At 41.5% G+C, this 17122-nt stretch carries 15 protein-coding genes and 1 pseudogene; 5 read left to right on the top strand and 11 right to left on the bottom strand.

The genetic code is table 11. The features are described from left to right. Positions 1 to 210: pseudogene (locus L5M51_RS20875) on the top strand (IS3 family transposase); the annotation flags it as partial. On the opposite strand, the gene L5M51_RS20870 reads toward L5M51_RS20875, so the two are convergent. From L5M51_RS20870 to L5M51_RS20820, 11 genes are all read right to left on the bottom strand, one after another. Next, positions 207 to 1949, bottom strand: coding sequence for a nuclease-related domain-containing DEAD/DEAH box helicase (locus L5M51_RS20870; protein ID WP_263174435.1), 1743 nt, complete (start codon positions 1947 to 1949; stop codon positions 207 to 209). The pseudogene L5M51_RS20875 and the gene L5M51_RS20870 sit on opposite strands and share 4 nt — an antisense overlap. A 9-nt stretch (positions 1950 to 1958) precedes the next feature. Continuing rightward, entirely contained in the window at positions 1959 to 2540 is a 582-nt protein-coding gene (locus tag L5M51_RS20865) for a cytochrome P450 (protein WP_263174432.1), read from the bottom strand. Beyond that, positions 2537 to 3748: an ankyrin repeat domain-containing protein gene (locus tag L5M51_RS20860; protein WP_263174430.1), complete on the bottom strand. Its 1212-nt coding sequence runs from the start codon at positions 3746 to 3748 to the stop codon at positions 2537 to 2539. Before L5M51_RS20860 ends, L5M51_RS20865 begins: the two co-directional genes overlap by 4 nt. Before the next feature lie 418 nt (positions 3749 to 4166). Beyond that, positions 4167 to 5423, bottom strand: a complete 1257-nt coding sequence (locus L5M51_RS20855; RefSeq protein WP_263174427.1) for a Y-family DNA polymerase — start codon at positions 5421 to 5423, stop codon at positions 4167 to 4169. Then, complete coding sequence (locus tag L5M51_RS20850) at positions 5424 to 5831, bottom strand: LexA family protein (RefSeq protein WP_263174425.1); 408 nt, start codon at positions 5829 to 5831, stop codon at positions 5424 to 5426. A 61-nt stretch (positions 5832 to 5892) separates the two neighbouring features. Then, complete coding sequence (locus L5M51_RS20845) at positions 5893 to 6123, bottom strand: hypothetical protein (protein WP_219250572.1); 231 nt, start codon at positions 6121 to 6123, stop codon at positions 5893 to 5895. Positions 6124 to 6257: 134 nt separating this feature from the next. After that, on the bottom strand, positions 6258 to 8684 hold the full coding sequence (locus L5M51_RS20840; protein WP_263174420.1) for an AAA family ATPase: 2427 nt from the start codon (positions 8682 to 8684) through the stop codon (positions 6258 to 6260). A 335-nt stretch (positions 8685 to 9019) separates the two neighbouring features. After that, the gene (locus tag L5M51_RS20835; RefSeq protein WP_263174419.1) at positions 9020 to 9163 is read right to left on the bottom strand and encodes a hypothetical protein; all 144 of its coding nucleotides are present in this window, start codon (positions 9161 to 9163) and stop codon (positions 9020 to 9022) included. A 36-nt stretch (positions 9164 to 9199) separates the two neighbouring features. Further along, positions 9200 to 9676: a hypothetical protein gene (locus L5M51_RS20830; RefSeq protein ID WP_263174418.1), complete on the bottom strand. Its 477-nt coding sequence runs from the start codon at positions 9674 to 9676 to the stop codon at positions 9200 to 9202. A 358-nt stretch (positions 9677 to 10034) separates the two neighbouring features. Further along, complete coding sequence (locus L5M51_RS20825) at positions 10035 to 10610, bottom strand: hypothetical protein (RefSeq protein ID WP_263174416.1); 576 nt, start codon at positions 10608 to 10610, stop codon at positions 10035 to 10037. Positions 10611 to 10997: 387 nt separating this feature from the next. Next, positions 10998 to 11399 carry a hypothetical protein gene (locus tag L5M51_RS20820; RefSeq protein ID WP_261272420.1) on the bottom strand — a complete coding sequence of 134 codons (402 nt, stop codon included), beginning with the start codon at positions 11397 to 11399 and terminating at the stop codon, positions 10998 to 11000. 582 nt (positions 11400 to 11981) lie between these two features. On the opposite strand from L5M51_RS20820, the gene L5M51_RS20815 reads away from it, so the two are divergent. From L5M51_RS20815 to L5M51_RS20800, 4 genes are all read left to right on the top strand, one after another. Continuing rightward, a complete protein-coding gene (locus L5M51_RS20815) occupies positions 11982 to 12938 on the top strand; it encodes a hypothetical protein (RefSeq protein WP_263174414.1) in 957 nt (318 codons plus the stop codon). After that, positions 12931 to 13965 carry a hypothetical protein gene (locus tag L5M51_RS20810; protein ID WP_261272418.1) on the top strand — a complete coding sequence of 345 codons (1035 nt, stop codon included), beginning with the start codon at positions 12931 to 12933 and terminating at the stop codon, positions 13963 to 13965. Before L5M51_RS20815 ends, L5M51_RS20810 begins: the two co-directional genes overlap by 8 nt. 182 nt (positions 13966 to 14147) lie before the next feature. After that, positions 14148 to 15083 carry a tyrosine-type recombinase/integrase gene (locus tag L5M51_RS20805; protein WP_263174413.1) on the top strand — a complete coding sequence of 312 codons (936 nt, stop codon included), beginning with the start codon at positions 14148 to 14150 and terminating at the stop codon, positions 15081 to 15083. After that, positions 15080 to 17113 (top strand): AAA family ATPase, encoded by a 2034-nt coding sequence (locus L5M51_RS20800; protein WP_263174411.1) that lies wholly within the window; start codon positions 15080 to 15082, stop codon positions 17111 to 17113. Before L5M51_RS20805 ends, L5M51_RS20800 begins: the two co-directional genes overlap by 4 nt. Positions 17114 to 17122: the final 9 nt, after the last annotated feature.

Raw genomic sequence — 17122 nt, 5'->3', positions numbered from 1 at the left:
AAGCACAGCCAGCTGAACTTTGTGTCACCAGGGCAACGTCATGCGGGGCAAGATGGTGATATCTTAGCCAAGCGAAAAGAAGTGCTCGAAGCGGCAAAGGCAAGAATGCCCGAGCGTTGGTCCAAGGAAGTCAGAAATTGTGATGCTGTGGGTCCAGTCACGTTAAACCCAGATAAGGCACCCGCAAACAATGTAATAAATGCAGCTTAATATTTAAGCAAAGAGTGACAACTACCTTGAAAAACACCGTTCTTGATAAATGTACTTAACTCAATCTCAGACATTGATTTAAGTTTCTCTGCATCACAATTGGAATCATACATTCGCGACAGTTGTGATAATTCATCATACGTTTCAAACATACAATGTGTTTTTTCAACACCATTAAACTTATCAGCTAATCGACGAACCAAATATACATTCGAAGCCAGTATAACAATATCATTAGGATGTAGGTTATGCTCTCTGACGTAGGCTTGAATCAATTCAAATGATCCATTCTCCCAATTCTGGTTTACCTGATGATATTTAAGAAGCTCAAAAGTCATTCCTAGTTGAGTCTGCGTAGTTTCAAGCAGTTCTGTATCAGAATATTTTTCAACAAGATAATTTTGCTGGAAATCCTTGAACACCTGATTCAGAGATGAATCCAAACTCGTTCTATATGAACGTTTCAATTTATTCCAACGTCCAAACCCCTGAGCGACAACCGCTGCTCTTTCGTTATCACGAGCATAGATGTTTTGAGACTCATCACCAAATAGAACCATTTCGCCATCATTCGCCAAGAAGTTATCCCGAATGATTTTTACCCATTCACTTTCAAAGTCTTGAACTTCATCTAGTAATATCGTTTGATATTTCTCTACAGAGTGCTCTTTGAACAAATCAGTAGAGTAAAGTTTCTCCAACCCATACTCTCCAATCAATCTTTCGATATCTTGCCCTGTGGCATTAAGTTGAGAGTTAAAAAACTGATGGTAATTTGTTACCGCATAATTTTCATTATCTCGATAACCTAATACATCACTAATTCTATCCTTGATAAGATTCTTTAGAGTGATGTTATACGTAATTATCAACACTTTTGAATCGTGCCTAGTATGAGCATTTACGGCTCGATTCGCGATGATTGTTGTTTTACCACAACCAGCAACACCTTTAATTTTTTCTTTGCATTCCGAACTTACGATCAACTTTTCCTGTTTTGCATCTAAGGGAATTTTCTTACCTTGTTTTAGTACGTGATCGCAAGGCTCTAATCGTCGTTTAAAGTCATCATACACACGCTCATCAAAAAGAACGTGGGTGCCATAGCTCTTAATCTTATGCACTAGATTTGACAACATATCAGAGCCATAAGACATCGCCTTGTCTCTGGTCAGTTTCCTCCTGCTTGAATCAATACCATCGGCTTTTCGATTGTATTGTTCAATCGCGATTTCATTGGCTTTTTTTTGTTCAAATAAAAGTCTGGCACTTTCTCTATTTTCATTTTCAGCTTTTTTATAAAACCCATCGATTTCAGATTTATTCGCTTTATGGAAATACACCAATGGCTGAACTAGATTGAAAAAATTCCGATTAGACAAATAACCCAAACCTAAGACGGGCAAATGTAGTTGATATAAGTTATTTTTATAGGTAAATGCTTGTGACTGTGGCGATGATATCGGGTTGCTACCTTGATGGCTTACTACCGACCATTTGTTAAAACTATCAACATTGTAGTTCTTCAACTCATAGTCTTTTACTTCAATCACAAAAATGGCAACATTTTTTTTTAAAATTATAATGTCAGGTCTATCACCGTCCAAAAAAGGGTTGAAAAAAACTTCATAGCTTTCATCTAAGTTTTCGTTTAAATAATTAACTATCCAAAGCTCTCCTTCGGTTGGTTTTACTTTTAAACGCGATATATTTTCTAATGACGGATAGATAGTCGACATCACTCATCCTTATAAAAAAGGTAATCCAAATAAGGCACCGATAATACCAATAGGGCTAATTGGCAAGGCTACATCGGCTACAAGTTCAGCGAGGCCCTCGCTTGCAACGTCACTTGCTACAGATTCACTGACATGGCTTACTATTTCCCCAGTTAAAACCTCTGATACAGCTTCATCCAGTGTAACGTTATCAATCCCTGAATCAATCACCATAGTGCTATCAAAGCTATTAGCGACTTCACTAGTGACAATAATTGGGATGTCTGGGTTTTCAGCCAATGTCTCGTTGATATAAGCAACGCTGTCGGTCGCTTTTAATTGCACTTCAGCCGCAATGTCACCATCACTCATTAATGTAATATCAGAAACGGGATGGTTAGTGGCTTCAAAGAGCATGGCATCGATGCCTTGCTCATTAAGTACAGTAACAATCTCTTGCTCAAAGACAATGCCTTTGATGTTGCTAATATGCCCCGACATTGCGTCGGGGTTAACATCTGCAAAGTAATCAAAGATCTCGTCGTTACTTGCAAGCTCAAGCTCGTTATAGCCCCGGCGGACTGCGTCAAATACTAAGCTTTGAGCAATCATTGCTGACGCGCTCCTGATAAATAGTCAACAATTTTCTTGAAGCTAGTATTAAGCATTGGATAAATATACCGTCCATTTACTTTACTCAAATCACCATGTGTCGGAGCATTTGATTTTGCGATATCTTGGGCTGTATTTCCCTCTTTGTTTTCAAACTCAGTGTTTGACCCAAGTTCAACCAGTTGAATTACAGATTCAAGGTAACCACTACTTGCTGCAACCATCAATGGCGACCAACCATCTTCATTTCTCAAATCAATATTGGCACCTTTGCTATGGAGAAATTCCAATGTTGATGCTTGATTAAAAGTCGCCGCCCAACTCGCTGCCGTTCTACCAGACTTACTCTGAAGATTGACATCCGCACCTTTGTCTATAAGCAGCGAAATGAGTTCATGTTTTCCATTTTGAGCCAATAAAGATAACGCTGGGTCAGAATCTTTATTTCTTGCATTTGGGTTCGCACCAGCAGTAACGAGCGCTTTGATCATGCCATCATCACCTTTAGTAATAGCGATAATCAGCATCGTTTCTTTATCTTCGTTTTCAACATCAGGATTCACACCATCAGCTAGCAGCTTCTTCGCGATGTTGATGTGCCCACTTTGATACGCTGACAGCATGGCCGCTTCTGAATACTTCGCACTGAACACCGCTCCTTTAGCGAGTAGCTTATCTACTATCTCTATGCGTTGTTTGAAGTAAGCGCCCGTTACCGCATTCCAACCATCGTTGTTACAAACATCAACGGCGGCACCGTGCTTAAGCAGAAACTCAACCGCTTTGATTCGACCTTTCATTGATGCCCAAATCAATGGTGTCCAGCCCTTATCGTTACGGATGTTAACTTCAGCGCCGTTTTCCACCATCAACTCTGCAAGTTCAAAATACTCATTGTCTAAACAAAGCAACAATGCGCTGCTCATATGTTGTGGTCGATAGTTAGGGTTCGCGCCTTTGTGTAACAGTGCTTTAGCAATATCCAAGAAACCCAGTTCAATCGCTAACCGAAGTGGATTATGGCCTGCATGATTGATATCAAAACCGTCACTGTTCATGATGTTCTCGGCGAGTGCCGAAAACCCATTTTTCAACGCAAGCTCAAATGGCGTTGCTTCTCGTTCTTCAAAGACGGTGTTAACTAACTCTGGCTGTTGTTCAAGTACGTAATTCAATAACGCCAAATCACCAGACTCAATGGCTATCAATAGTTGTTCAGTCATTCGTATTGACCTCAGCGACGTCTAACTCGATTTCGCCAGAAAGCAATGTAGAAGTAAGATGTTGTGTAGCTTCGCTATCTCAATTTTAGTTTTGTGACTTTATTCAATCATCGACTCTCCCCATCATGAGGGTTTTCTTTGACTAGAATAAGTGTAACAGTCTGTATGTCAACTAAGATTGGCCACGGTTTTAGAGCTTTCCCAATACAAGCGTTCAGATTCATTGGGCGTTAACACGCCTCTCACGATTCAGTTCCCGTCCAGCTTGATGCCAGAGCTTCGTTACATTGTCGGATTCGCTGCTTTATTCAGAATCCTAGGGTCATCTGGTGATACAGATGGTTCACTCTTGTCGTGGTGAACAACGCTTCATACGACCTCAGGTCGCACGGGCATAACCTAGTTAGCACTTGATACGCGGTACACTTCGCCACTTAGTCGTATATTGAGGCGTCAATAAGTCCCTCCGCATTGCCCATTTATGCTCTATGCCTTGAGCAGCGATAAACAGGGTATCATTACCATAGCGTTGGTTAATGTGATCGAGTGTAAGCATTAGCGCTGGCTTTGCTGTCGGTGGATTGAACAAGTCTAATTGGCTATGCCGTTCGCTCGCTAAGTCAATCAAACCTACGCCTATCTTGTAATAGCGTACACCTTCACGAAATAGCTTGGGGGCTGCTTCACATATAGCCTTAGTTAACTCTATTGTACAGTTAGTCGGACAAGGAAAATGCACCACAGTCTTATAGCTAACAGGACGCTCATCGTGGGGGGAGTTAGTAGCAAATAACAGCATAGTCTTGCAGACTGAGCCTTGCTTACGTGCTTTTGCTGCGGCGATACCAACATGCTTACTTAATGCTTGCAGTAATGACTCAAAATCAGTGATTCGCTCACCCATGCTTCTTGTCGAGAATATCTGCTTCTTATCAGCCCTTGCTTCATCCCACACCTTGCATACTTGGCCGTTAAGCTCGCGTACTGTACGCTCGACTTCAATGCTGAACTGTTTACGGGCTAATCCTGCTGGCATGTTAGCGAGGTCAAACGCAGTACGGATATTCAGCAGTTCGAGCTTAGCGCTAAGCCTACGTCCTATCCCCCAAACATCACCCACTGCAAGCTGCTTTAAAATAGCGATTCGGTCTTGGTCATTGTCGATAACACAGACACCTTTATAGCCCTCTATCTTCTTAGCAGCATGGTTAGCTAGTTTCGCCAGCGTCAGGGTTTCCGCAATCCCCACACAAACAGGTAAACGGGCTTCTTTCCATACAGCTCGCCTTATCAATTGTCCTTGGGTATGCAGGCACTTTATGGCAGGGTAGCAGTTCTTAAACGATAGGAAGGTTTCATCGATACTGTAGACATGCTGCTCAGGCGCAAAGCGGCCAATGATATCCATCATCTTGCTCGACAAGTCAGCATACAGTTCATAGTTAGACGAACAGACAATAACACCACGCTTAGCGCAGAGTGCTTTGACTTGAAAGTAAGGCACAAACTTCTGAATACCCGCTTCTTTAGCCTGTCTATTAGCAGCAACAATCATCCCATCGTTATTACTGAGTACAACAACAGGCTTACCACGCCAATCAGGCCGGAACACCTGTTCCGCGCTACAGTAGAAGCTGTTGGCATCGACTAGCGCAAACATCTACTTTTCACTCAATAAGGGACTTTTACGGTGGCAACGGATAGAACGAGTAATAACCCCTTCAATACTAAATTCATCGTATTCGTGAATGATGACAGGCTGGTGTTGTGGATTGGAGGAAAGCAGTAAACGGCGGGGTATATCAATGATTTTGCAAATAAACTCCCTATTTAAACTGGCAACAATCACATCGCCATTACGCGCTGTTTCATGGCGGTCAATAATGAGTATATCGCCATCAAAGATGCCGATATCTTGCATCGAATCCCCTTCTGCAAAGGCGAGAAAAGTCGAGCTTGGATGGTCAATCAATAACTCATCCAAGCTCAGACCTAGCTGCGTGTATTCAGCAGCAGGTGACTCAAAACCAGTAATACCTGCACGGGCAGGAATAGGGATAACACGCATAGCAATAAACCACTGTGATTACATACAGTAATTATAGTCGTAGAATAGCAGCTAGCAAGAATTATTCAGCGACCTCAATGTAACACCATTGGTTCTTCTCTTTATCGAAGGTCACGTTAATGTTCATTGGGTCGGTATAGCCTTGTTCAGCTCGGAGGGATGCAATCTCGCTTATCTCTGCTAAGTCATCAATACATTGCGGCTGCATTAATGTGTATAAAAACATGGCTATAAAACCGAACAAGGTTAACAGGATTGAAGTGACTAGAACCCGTATAGGTCGGAAAATCATGAATTAGCCATCCTTAGCCAGAGAATTGAAATATCTTTATTAATATGACGATAGCAAAGATTTCTATCAGTACAAGTTGGGCTGGTGCATCATAATACTTATAGCTAACAGACCCAAATCAATATCCACTTCACTCAGGATGCACGCTCTGGCTCTCCGATACTTTTCAGAAGAGCATTGTACTGCTCTGGGTCAGCAGTGTAAATTTTGTCCAAAACATAGTTGGCAACCTTAGATATCTCAGGGATTTCTATCGGTTTGAATCCTCTATCTGGGACTGCTTCAAGGTGAGAGAACTCGTTGTTTAGACGATTCACTAACGCAATTGCTGTATCTTCCTCTTCTCCAAAAAACTTCTTGATTCTTTCAAAAGCATCGTTTCTGTCATCATGATAGGGATATTTGAAGAAAAGAAATGCCTCAAGAAACTTCCGCAAGTTGTTACCAAATCCAAAGAACGGCTCATGATTGACATTTGCCGCATCTTGATGTTTGCACTTATAAATTTGATGGAAGAGGTAATGAAACTCAGTAATGTAGTCTTTGAGATAGGATGGCATAAGTACGATATCGCTTGATGAACCATTTCGCTCAATCATAAAGTGTTCGCTGTCATCAACGCTTTTGGTCTTCCCCCCCTCTCCAGCTAGAATTTTCTTCTTGGGGATAGATAGACGCTTCAAGTACTTGAGGAAATCTAGATTATGCGTAGAAATGAAAAGTTGTTTGTAGCGATAGGCGTTTGAACCATCGAGATTTTTAATTGGTTTGGCTATCAAGCTTTCAATCAAGCTAAACATGAAGAAGATGTGATTACCATCCAAACTGGAAATAGGATCGTCTATATAAATAATTAGTTCTTTATCCTTGCTATCTGGATCGTCAAGTTTGGCGATAAAATAGCAGAATGCAATGAGGCTGCACTCACCTTCGCTAAGGTTGTAAGCGGATTTACCATTTCTAGTGATTTCAAACTTGACAGCTTCTTGGTCTAATCCGTCTTTAGCCTCAAGCTTTATTCCACCATGACCGAAAAAGTGATTTAGCAGAGAATTAACTCGTTCGGCCCCCTTTCGTTCATCCTTCTGTTGAGCTCGTAGGGTAGAGGCGCTTGATTCTGACTGACTAATTTCTTTTTCAATTCTACCGTACTTGGTGTCCGCAGAATCAAATTCCATCTTTAGATTAGCAATTTTGACAAGCTCATCATCATAGTTGATCGTTTGGGAAAACGTATGAACATCAGTCAATCGAAGCGAAGTTCTGGCTAAAACCTTATCTTTTTCAAGCGTTTTTGTTTTGCTATTGCTTGTGGCAATCAATGTATTAATTGCATCCACATGCTTTTGAATTTCTTCTGCATCATGAACAGGTTCTTTCAAGGAGATGACCTGAAAAAGGTTGCCTTTGCGGTTCTCTAAAGCTTTTTTAAGTGCTTCCAAATCATGCTTGTAGACTGCCAATGCATTAGAAAGATTCTTACTACTATTGTCAAAAGCAGGACGTTCTCCTGTATAGAACTGCTCACTTTTAAATCTGTTTAAGCCTGCAATTACATTTATCTCATTATCGACGAGTAAGAGCGCATCATCTAGAGCGGTTTCCAGATCACCAGACTCTTTACTGAAGTGAGAGTCCAACACTTGCCAAATATTTTGCGGCAAACTCTGGTGGCAAAATGCGCAGGTTTCGCGTTTGTCGCGATGGTGGCCGATACCCTGCTTGACCCAGAGTTGCAGAATACTGTCGTTAAGCAATTCTTGAATCGGCTTTGTTGGCGTAATTTCCTTTAACAGAAGTGGCTCTGCCATACTGCGTAATGAATTCAGCTTTAGTTGGACCCTCAGCGTGTCAATTATGTCAGGTAGGGCTTCTTGCTTTAATAGATCAAGCTTTCCAACTTGCTCTTCAACAGTCAATGGAGCGAAGTCAGGCTTCTTAGTGGCTGCTATGTCACTTTTAATGCTGCCAATGTTGTAGACGGCGGTTCCATATTCCCGATTCTTCTTGATCTTGTTATTTGCGTGGGAGCGCAATTTATCTTCCAAAGAGTTAGCTGTAACGTTGTAAGTGCGCTCGGCGCGATCACGTTCTTTCTTCTTCGCTTCTAGTTCAAACCGAAGCCCTGATTTATCTTCAACACTGCCAAGCTTTGTTTCTATGACTGCGATAGCATCATCAATCTCTTTGTTTTGTTCACCGACGATGGCGAAGGTTTTTATTTCCCCACCAACCTGATTAACTAAGAAGCTCAGATTGTCAGTTACAAAGTCACGATTGTAGACCCGAATGTCATAGTGATGGTTAGATAAGGTTGAATTTGTGACATCTCCCTTATCCCCGTAGATTGTGAAGGAAGGGTTAAGATAGCTGTAAGGAATCTCACGGGACTCCAGAGCTCGAAACACGCGAGAGAGGGTCGTCTTCCCAGAATAATTGCGTCCATAAAGGATGTTCAGGCGTTTGAATGTCTGAACGTTAAGACCCCTATCACGAACGGTCTTATTCCACTCCAAACCACTGAAGCTACCAAAGTTTGCTATATCTATCTTACTTATCACTAACCAATCCTCCAATGATGCGTTTGTAATTGCCGAAACAGAAATCTCAAACAGTTGACTACGTAAACTTCAGTTTGCTTATTTGTTTGTTTAATCCCCTGCACTTGCTCCAACTCTTCAATCCCAATGCCGTCCTAAAAATCGCGCAAAAAGCCCTGCAAAGCTCCTCTCATTACGTTGGGCTGTTGGCAATACAAAATAATTGCGAACAGTGAAAAGCAACCCTGCCACGCCACATGCAATACCCACATAATGAAATACGCGTATCCAACGGTGATTAATGACTTCTAGGCCTTGGTTAATACTAGTTCCCACCTGAGTGGCATGCACAGAGCTTAACCAATAGGGAACGGCATAGTAGAAGAGTAGGAGATGAAACCAAACAACAGTGCACCATACCAAGGTAATCGACTGCCGATAACGATCGCGTCTGATATTATTTGGTTGGCGTGGCTTCTGCGTCTGTAGCGTCTTCCCATGACATAAATTCCTTTAGTTAAGCTTCTCTAGCACCTTCACGATAATGAGCACATTGCCACTCTAGCTCTGGGATACAATGGTAAAATTGGCTCATCAAACTTATCGTACAATGATTCAGACATAGTATGCACATAGGGTCTTGGGCCACCTATTTCTGAACCTTCGTTATATATATCCAACAAATATAAAATCACATCGTTAACACTTTTGAGTTTATGTACTTCCTTCAATGTCTGAAGCGCCACCTGAGTCTCATGTTTAAGGCGGATTTTCTTCCTACGTTTTTCGTACATTGTCCTTTTAAAGCTTTTGAGGGTTTCAGGGCTTAAATAATCAAACCAATCATTTATAGACATGAATGAACTGTCTTCTAGTTCAAGCTTGCCCGTCTTTTTAACAAAATCCTTCAAGTCATCCAACATCCGTGGATGTTCATTTTTCTCAACCAAAACAAATAGTTTATCAAGAGAATCATTGATGACGGCAAACTTCCATTCTAGCAATTTACTCATTTACTTTCCCTCTGCTACAAGCCCACAATTCCATTGATAGTAATTAAAGTACGATTCTTTAAACTTGGTATAAAGCACGTTTTCCACACAAACGTCAATATGTTAGAAAAAGATACCAGACAGCAGCACTCCATAAAAAGCAACAAAGACCGCGGCTGATATTATCAAGCATGCGGGCTTCAGCGCGTTAGTACTCGAGTGCGATACACCACATATAGGATAAATATATGGTAGTACGAGTCCTCTTTAGTGCTCAACTAAAGCAGGCCGTTTTCTGACTAACAAGTCAAACTAATACGACATATAAATGCTAGATAAGTAGTAATCCCTCTAGCACTTAAGGACACTTAAAAGAGTTTTAATCATTCGAGTCATACGGTAAATCGTCCTTAAGCTGCTTTTGCAGTCTGTATGACTCAAGTTCTTCAAGATTAATGGATGTGTATTCGTTCAATCTTTTGTATAGAAAATTAATATCTCTAGCTTGGGCAACTTCCATACGCGGGTGCTTTTTACACCTTTCTATAAATTTAAACCGACGCAACTCATTTTTTTCATTTTTTCGTTGGCTTTTTAATTCATCATTCTCTTTTTTTAATTTATTGTTATTTATAGATATTTCATTTTTTTCTTCTTGTTCTTTTTGAGCTTGCGTCTTGATTTTTTTCTGTGATTTAGCTCTTAATTTCTTTGCTTGCTCCTTCAATAAAATCTCGCTAGCATCTATTTCTGCCCAAAATATTCCTCTTAAGTACATAGTAAGTGGTGTAATAGTGCGAGGGTTTCCCCAAAAATATCGCCATATCGTACCGGCCTCACCTGATGGCGGTTTATCGGCTACATAGATCTCATCCAAACTATCTTGTATTTTTTCTAAATACTCGGTGGCCTCAGAAGAAGTCATTTCGGTATTTAATAGATCAAACTTGCTCATAAAAACCTATAAAACAATAAATTAAAGTGAGTATCGCAGAATTGCACAATCTGAAATGATAGTAAAATTAAACTATCAATCACAGCTATTTGCGATAAGCCATGCCTAGCATAAAAAAGTGAGACTTGTTCAACTACAGCTTCTAAGATGAGTCCTTAAAATAACTCTAAGAGTATTCAGCTTTTAAATCATACATTTAATAAGAATCTTTATTGTATCCAACCGTGCAGCTTTCGATTATTTGTCACGCCTTAGCTCATTTTGCAAGCAACTCGTGCACCTAAAACGTTCTCGCCCTAGATAAATATCGAGTCACTACACCAATATTTAAAGTTCAAATTTGTAGACATGATTGTCGTGATTAACTAAATTCTCTTTCGAATATTTTTACTTTCTCTTCGGTTTAGGTAGAGCACTTTTAGTCCGATTTGCTTTTTTATAAGTATCAATTAATGTAACAATCAAAGTGTCATATGAATCAGCATCAAGTTTTTTTCTTAACTCGTCTAACTGCTCTTGTGTCGATTTATTGATTGAAATTCTGCCCCGACCTTTCTCATATTTTTTATCACGACACCTTCTAAGATAATTTTCCCATGCAGGCTTTTTTACTTTATCGATACATACCTGAAACTCTGCAAATTGTTCCTTTGGTAGTTTATTTTTACTATTAAGTAACTGTCTACAACGTCTCTCAATAACTTGTTCATTATGAACTTTAAGGGCCTTGAACCATTCCTCCATATGCTGGTTAATAAAGTTAAAATTTAATTTTCGGTTAGCTAACATACCATTTCCTTGACTACGAGATTACTACAGTAACTACGCCCCATACGCACTAACAAAACTAAAGCCGATCACATAAACAGTCAATCAATTCATCGTCCCGTCGGTAAAGCATTATGATAAAGCTCAACCGAAAACAAATTCGTCGTCCCGTCTTAATTTCAGATTTTTGCAGCTCAAATTCATCATATCGATGAAGTAAATCGCCAACGAGAAAAATCAATCGTCGTCCCGTCGAATTTAGCGTTCACCTATTTAATTTAGCATAATTCAAAGCATCGTCCCGTCTATGCATCTAAATCATAATTCCTACATAATTCATTGTCTAATAAGGTGTTTCTAGAACATATCTATCCAGCATGATTGTAGTCATCATCACTAATAGCTATCTCTAAAACTGAAAGCTTGCAGTTATGAACGAGTAGACACAGCACTAGATAGCAGTATCTGAATAGCTACAAATTGTAATCTGTAAACGGATCTGTGATTGCAGAGAAAGGTGATTCAGTGATGAAAAATCGAATCTGTAAATCAGGAGATCGGTTCACACCGATCACACAAACAGATTCAATTAGGAGATTTACAATGGCTATTAAACGTAAACAAATTAGCGATGCAAAAGTACCAGCAACTAAGCACGCTAAAAAGAAACCGAAGAAAACTAAGAAAGTGAAATCAACGTCGTTAGCTGTCAAAAACAAACACGCTATCAAAGATGACGGCTCGAATAAATCATTTCCAAAGTCGAAGTTGGTATCAGAATTATTCAACGACGAACGCGATTTTAAATCCGCCTTTGACGGTACATTTAAACTCTCTCGTGATCACGTTAAACACTTAGGTAGTATCGTTAAAACATCGCAAATTGAACTCAAGCAAGCACTATTCATCATACATGAGAATAAAGGTTATAAAAAACTTGGTTATGCGGACTTTAAAGCCTATGTCGAAAATAATCTCAAAATCTCGTATGACGTCGCACTCAAACAAGTTTGGGCTGCAAGAGTAGCGCATGTGGTTAACGGACCACATGCTATTGGTTTCTTTAGTGACAACTCAATGCTACCAATGAAGGACTTAACAGATGAAGAAATTCAAGATGTGGTTGAGCATATTGAAGAAGAACACGGTGAGGACATTACTATCAACGGTAAATACACCCGCAAGATAGTCGAAGCCGCGATGCGTTCACTTGACCTACTCGATAAAGATAATTCTGATGATGGTCTAGATGTTGAAGTAAATGATGAAGTCAAAGAGGATGCGGATCTAGATTTTGATGATAGCGACGATGAAACTCTAGACTCTGATGCGAAGGCTAAGATATCGGCTAAACAATCCAACACAGAGAAAGTCAAACAAAGTGAAAGCCATCGCCAATTCCTTAAACAGTTCAAGATTAAGGCTGACAAATTCAAAAGTAGCAAAGCCATAATCGCTGCGTTTATCGATACTGACGCAGGCAAGAAACTTAAGACCGTCAAAAAAGCTATCAAGTTACTGACCAAACACTTAAAGACTTTGGAGGCATCATATGAATAAGTTTATAGCTAATATTCTGAATGCCGTTCTATGCGATAACTTAGTAATCGTCATGCGTTGCTTAGATGAACTTTGCAAGCATAATATCGCCAACAACATCATTGAGATTGCTAAATCAATAGCTAAACACCATCAACTAGCACAGTCGCAAGTTCTTAAGTCTTCAGGCGGCTATCGCTACTGTATTAAGCTACCTTTGCTAGAAATTATAGATTGGGCACGACCACAAAATGGTGTACCTCACTTGTTCATTCAAGTTGCCCCCTATGCAGAGAATAGGCCTTTCATCAGGCTAAGTTTTAATGGGTTTCCGCTAAAACGAAAACACTTTTTTATAGCAAGACAATGGCTTGAACATATAGTTTCAGATCATGGACTTCTAGCTAGTGATAATATGAAAGTCACTGCTGTTGATATCGCCCATGATTTAGCGATTCAAATAAATGAGCTAAGTTTTAACCTAGCAAAATCACAAACATCTATGATTGCTTTTGCAAAAAATGGTGATATTGGAAGTTACTATTTCGGAAATAGGAAGGCTAAATTTAGGTTGGTTGCTTATGACCGCACTGCGAATTGTAAGGCGAAAAATCTTATGACAACCGGTGAGCCGGAGACACGCCTTGAAGCCCAATTAAAACCTAACTGTATGTTACATGAGTTATCTGCTTTCTTAGGTCCATGTGATTATCTTAAGCGTATCGAGGTATATGATTTAAATGCTTTGAAGCCATTAACCAATCTACATCCACATACCATTATTGCTATCATAGCTTGCGGGCTAAAACCTGCTTTGCAGCGCTTGCCAAAAGATGAACGCCGCAAGATGAAACGTTATATCGAAAAATGCAGGCTAATGCCTCTGAAGTCAGAGGAAATCAAAGAAGCGGTTCACAAAGAATTGTTGAATGTTAAGGGGTTAATGATGGAACATTCAAATAAAGCCTCAAAGCATAGCCAGCCATATAAGTTAAGGGCTAAGTTTAACGAACTGTACAGTATGCTTATTAAAAATGTGAGTAAATAAGCCAATCAAAGGTTCAAGGGGAGCAACTTAGCTCCCCTTTTTATTGTTCCTAACCGTGTCAAAAACAGTGGCTGAAATTTAGGCTCAAAAGTGATACTATGAACGTGTTTCTAGTATCACTTTCCCCTTCTCGCTAAACCCTCTAAACACAATTCAACTTAATACACTTACTGGAGTTCTCTATGACTACAGCGACCCCTTATGCGCTGTATTTGAGCCGCCTGTCTATTAATAGTCAGCGCTCTATCAGCTCTCAAATGCGCAGTATTGCGCGACTCATGCAGTGGCAAGAAGACGGTCTCGATGACAAGCTATGTCAGATAGACTATCAACAAGCGCTGCAAATACGCGCAGTGATGACTCATGCGCAGTGGTCAGCGCGTTCCATCAACCGCGCCATGATAGCAATTAAGAACATCGTCAAAGTGGCGGCCTTGATGAACAAAGCCGATTTATCGCAAGTCGCAAACTTACAGACCATTAATCAAGTGAAGCACGGTGAGCATCAAGGTACGCCGTTAAGCACAGAGCAAGTGACCGCGGTATTGGATTACTGCAAAACGCAAAAAGGCACCTTTGCTACCCGTAATCTGGTGATATTTAGCCTGTTCTTGGGCACTGGGTTGCGCCGCAGTGAGTTATCGGCGTTGATGCTGAGTGACTACGATGCCAACTTGCATACCCTGACAGTGGCAGCGGGGAAGGGCAACAAGAGCCGTACCTTGTTCTTGCCTGAGTGGGTAGAGCAAAATCTGCTGGCATGGCTTAAGTTACGTCAGCGCCAGCAGGGTTATTTAGTGTGTAAGTCAACGCTGACTGGCAAGCTTAAGTTATCTGAGCCAACCACCCCAACGGCTTTATATCGGTTAGTTAAAGATACCTTGTATGAGCTAGGGGTGGATAACGTATCACCCCATGATTTACGCCGTACCTTTATTACTCGCTTGCTTGAGCAAAATGTGGATATCAATACCGTGCGCCAAATGGCAGGACACGCTGATATCAGTACCACCACCATTTACGATAAACGTGACCATGCGTTTATGAAGCAAGCCGCTGCGATGCTGGATTACATTCCGCCGGATAAACCCATTAAACGGGGGCGCGGCAGTCGATGATAAACGTCAAACCCATCGCTAAACACGCTAAGCATTGTTATTACCTTGCAACCCAAATCGCCGAAGACTTATTGCTGTCAGCCGTCAATTATGGCTTTGAGTATATGCCGTCCTATGCGATTAACTCGCTCGTGGGTATCAAGCTACAACATGGCATTAACCATGATATCGAGAGCACCCTCGCGCTGTTTCCGCTAAAGGATAATTACCCTGTAATGGCAGAAACGGTGCAGCACAATGCGCGGTTTCTGTGTGAACTGTTTAAGCTAGATGCCGCGATGAAACCCATGATGGTGCTCATCATCGTGCTCAATGCCAATGCAGGGCTGAAAGAGTTGCTTAACCTGTTAGCTGACCATGATACGGATATTCTCATACATTGGTTAGAGCATGAGACGGGGCTTAGCAGTGATGATATCCATGAGCAACTAGAACCTTTAGCCCGTAATCGCTTTATTGAGGGAGCAGCATTACTCCTACCACATTTGTTGAGAATACCTGAGCCGTTTAGGATATTGCTGGTGACTGAAAAGCTTACTCGCCGTGAAGCCTTGCTCGCGCCGATTATCAAACACAGCCCCACAGCACAGTTCAAGCTTAAACAATTTGAGCATGTGAATGCCGATTTAGTGTATCGCTATCTAAGGGCGGCCATGGCTCAGCGGCTGAAAGGGGTTAACATTTTACTCTATGGGGCAGCGGGTACAGGCAAGACCGAGCTATCTCGCACCTTAGCAAAGGCACTGCGGCGCAGCTTAGTGGAAGTGCAAAGTGTGCAGTTTGAGGATGGTAAAGTGACTGATGAGTTCTTAAGTAAAGAGCCGACTAGCCAACGCTTAACCTACCTTAATCTACTGCAAAGCTTGCTCGATGGCTCAGATGAAAGCCTGTTATTGGTTGATGAATGCGAAAGCGTGTTTAAGCATGCCGATGAGCATTACTCTAAAGAAGGCTTAATGCGCTTACTGGAAACCAATCCTGTACCTGCTATTTGGATTACCAACCATGTATCGCAACTGGAGCCAAGCTACATACGCCGCTTTAAGTTAGTGATGGAAATCCCTGTGCCCGATGAAGCCTTTAGCTTTGCCATGAGTAAAACCATGCTCAAATCACTTAAGGTATCGGATGCGTTTCGCTTGGTGTTAGCCAGTAAATCTAATGCCGCTCCGGCATATATTGCGAACGCCGCCCATGTGGCGAGTACCTTAGCCTTAACGGGGGATGAGGCTGAAATCGTGGTATTGGACGTTATTGATGCCACCCTTGAAGCCTGCGGGGAAGAGCCGCCAGCGGCTAAATATCAAGGCCAGCTAAGCTTTGACCCGAGTTGCTTAAACCTTAACGCCATCGACGGGCAAGATACACAGTCCATTATCAGTGATATCGACACCGCGATAGCCAATAGCCTCCCAGTTAGGGTGCTACTCAATGGCCCCCCAGGTACAGGCAAAACAGGTTGGGTACATCACTTAGCTGAAACCCACGGCATGGATATCATGCACATCAAGTGCTCTGATGTACTAAGCAAGTATGTAGGTGAGAGCGAGCAGAACATTGCAGCGTTGTTTAGAGAAGCGCACAGAACAAAGAAGCTAATGCTCTTTGATGAAGTCGATAGCTTGCTCAGTCAGCGTGAGAGCGCTCAAGCGCAGTATGAAGTGCAGCTCATCAATGAACTGCTGTCACAGCTTGAATGCAATACCATGCCCGTGTTTGCAGCGACTAACGCACTCAGCGCTATCGACAGCGCAGTGATGCGCCGCTTTGACTTTAAACTGACCTGTGACTATCTGACTGAAAGCCAGCGCCAGACCTTGTATAAGCAAGTATTGGGTATCACTAAGTTAACCCAAACCGAAGCTGACCAACTTCACGCACTACAACAATTAACGCCCGGTGACTTCGCTATCGTAGCAAGGCGCATGTTATTTCAACCTAACCACAACCACAGAGCCACCGCTATTACCCTGTTAACCCAAGAAAACAACCGTAAACAAGCCGCGCGCCGCATTGGCTTTATCAACTAACTCCAGTAA

Source organism: Shewanella sp. SM73 (genome assembly GCF_025653795.1).
GTDB classification, from domain to species: domain Bacteria; phylum Pseudomonadota; class Gammaproteobacteria; order Enterobacterales; family Shewanellaceae; genus Shewanella; species Shewanella oncorhynchi.
This window is presented reverse-complemented; position numbering and strand designations above follow the sequence as displayed.

Coding starts and splice junctions, on each gene's coding strand:
- L5M51_RS20865 (WP_263174432.1), bottom strand. CDS start 2,540: ATGATTGCTCAAAGCTTAGTATTTGACGCAGTCCGCCGGGGCTATAAC.
- L5M51_RS20870 (WP_263174435.1), bottom strand. CDS start 1,949: ATGTCGACTATCTATCCGTCATTAGAAAATATATCGCGTTTAAAAGTA.
- L5M51_RS20800 (WP_263174411.1), top strand. CDS start 15,080: ATGATAAACGTCAAACCCATCGCTAAACACGCTAAGCATTGTTATTAC.
- L5M51_RS20855 (WP_263174427.1), bottom strand. CDS start 5,423: ATGTTTGCGCTAGTCGATGCCAACAGCTTCTACTGTAGCGCGGAACAG.
- L5M51_RS20820 (WP_261272420.1), bottom strand. CDS start 11,399: ATGTTAGCTAACCGAAAATTAAATTTTAACTTTATTAACCAGCATATG.
- L5M51_RS20845 (WP_219250572.1), bottom strand. CDS start 6,123: ATGATTTTCCGACCTATACGGGTTCTAGTCACTTCAATCCTGTTAACC.
- L5M51_RS20825 (WP_263174416.1), bottom strand. CDS start 10,610: ATGAGCAAGTTTGATCTATTAAATACCGAAATGACTTCTTCTGAGGCC.
- L5M51_RS20815 (WP_263174414.1), top strand. CDS start 11,982: ATGGCTATTAAACGTAAACAAATTAGCGATGCAAAAGTACCAGCAACT.
- L5M51_RS20850 (WP_263174425.1), bottom strand. CDS start 5,831: ATGCGTGTTATCCCTATTCCTGCCCGTGCAGGTATTACTGGTTTTGAG.
- L5M51_RS20830 (WP_263174418.1), bottom strand. CDS start 9,676: ATGAGTAAATTGCTAGAATGGAAGTTTGCCGTCATCAATGATTCTCTT.
- L5M51_RS20835 (WP_263174419.1), bottom strand. CDS start 9,163: ATGGGAAGACGCTACAGACGCAGAAGCCACGCCAACCAAATAATATCA.
- L5M51_RS20810 (WP_261272418.1), top strand. CDS start 12,931: ATGAATAAGTTTATAGCTAATATTCTGAATGCCGTTCTATGCGATAAC.
- L5M51_RS20805 (WP_263174413.1), top strand. CDS start 14,148: ATGACTACAGCGACCCCTTATGCGCTGTATTTGAGCCGCCTGTCTATT.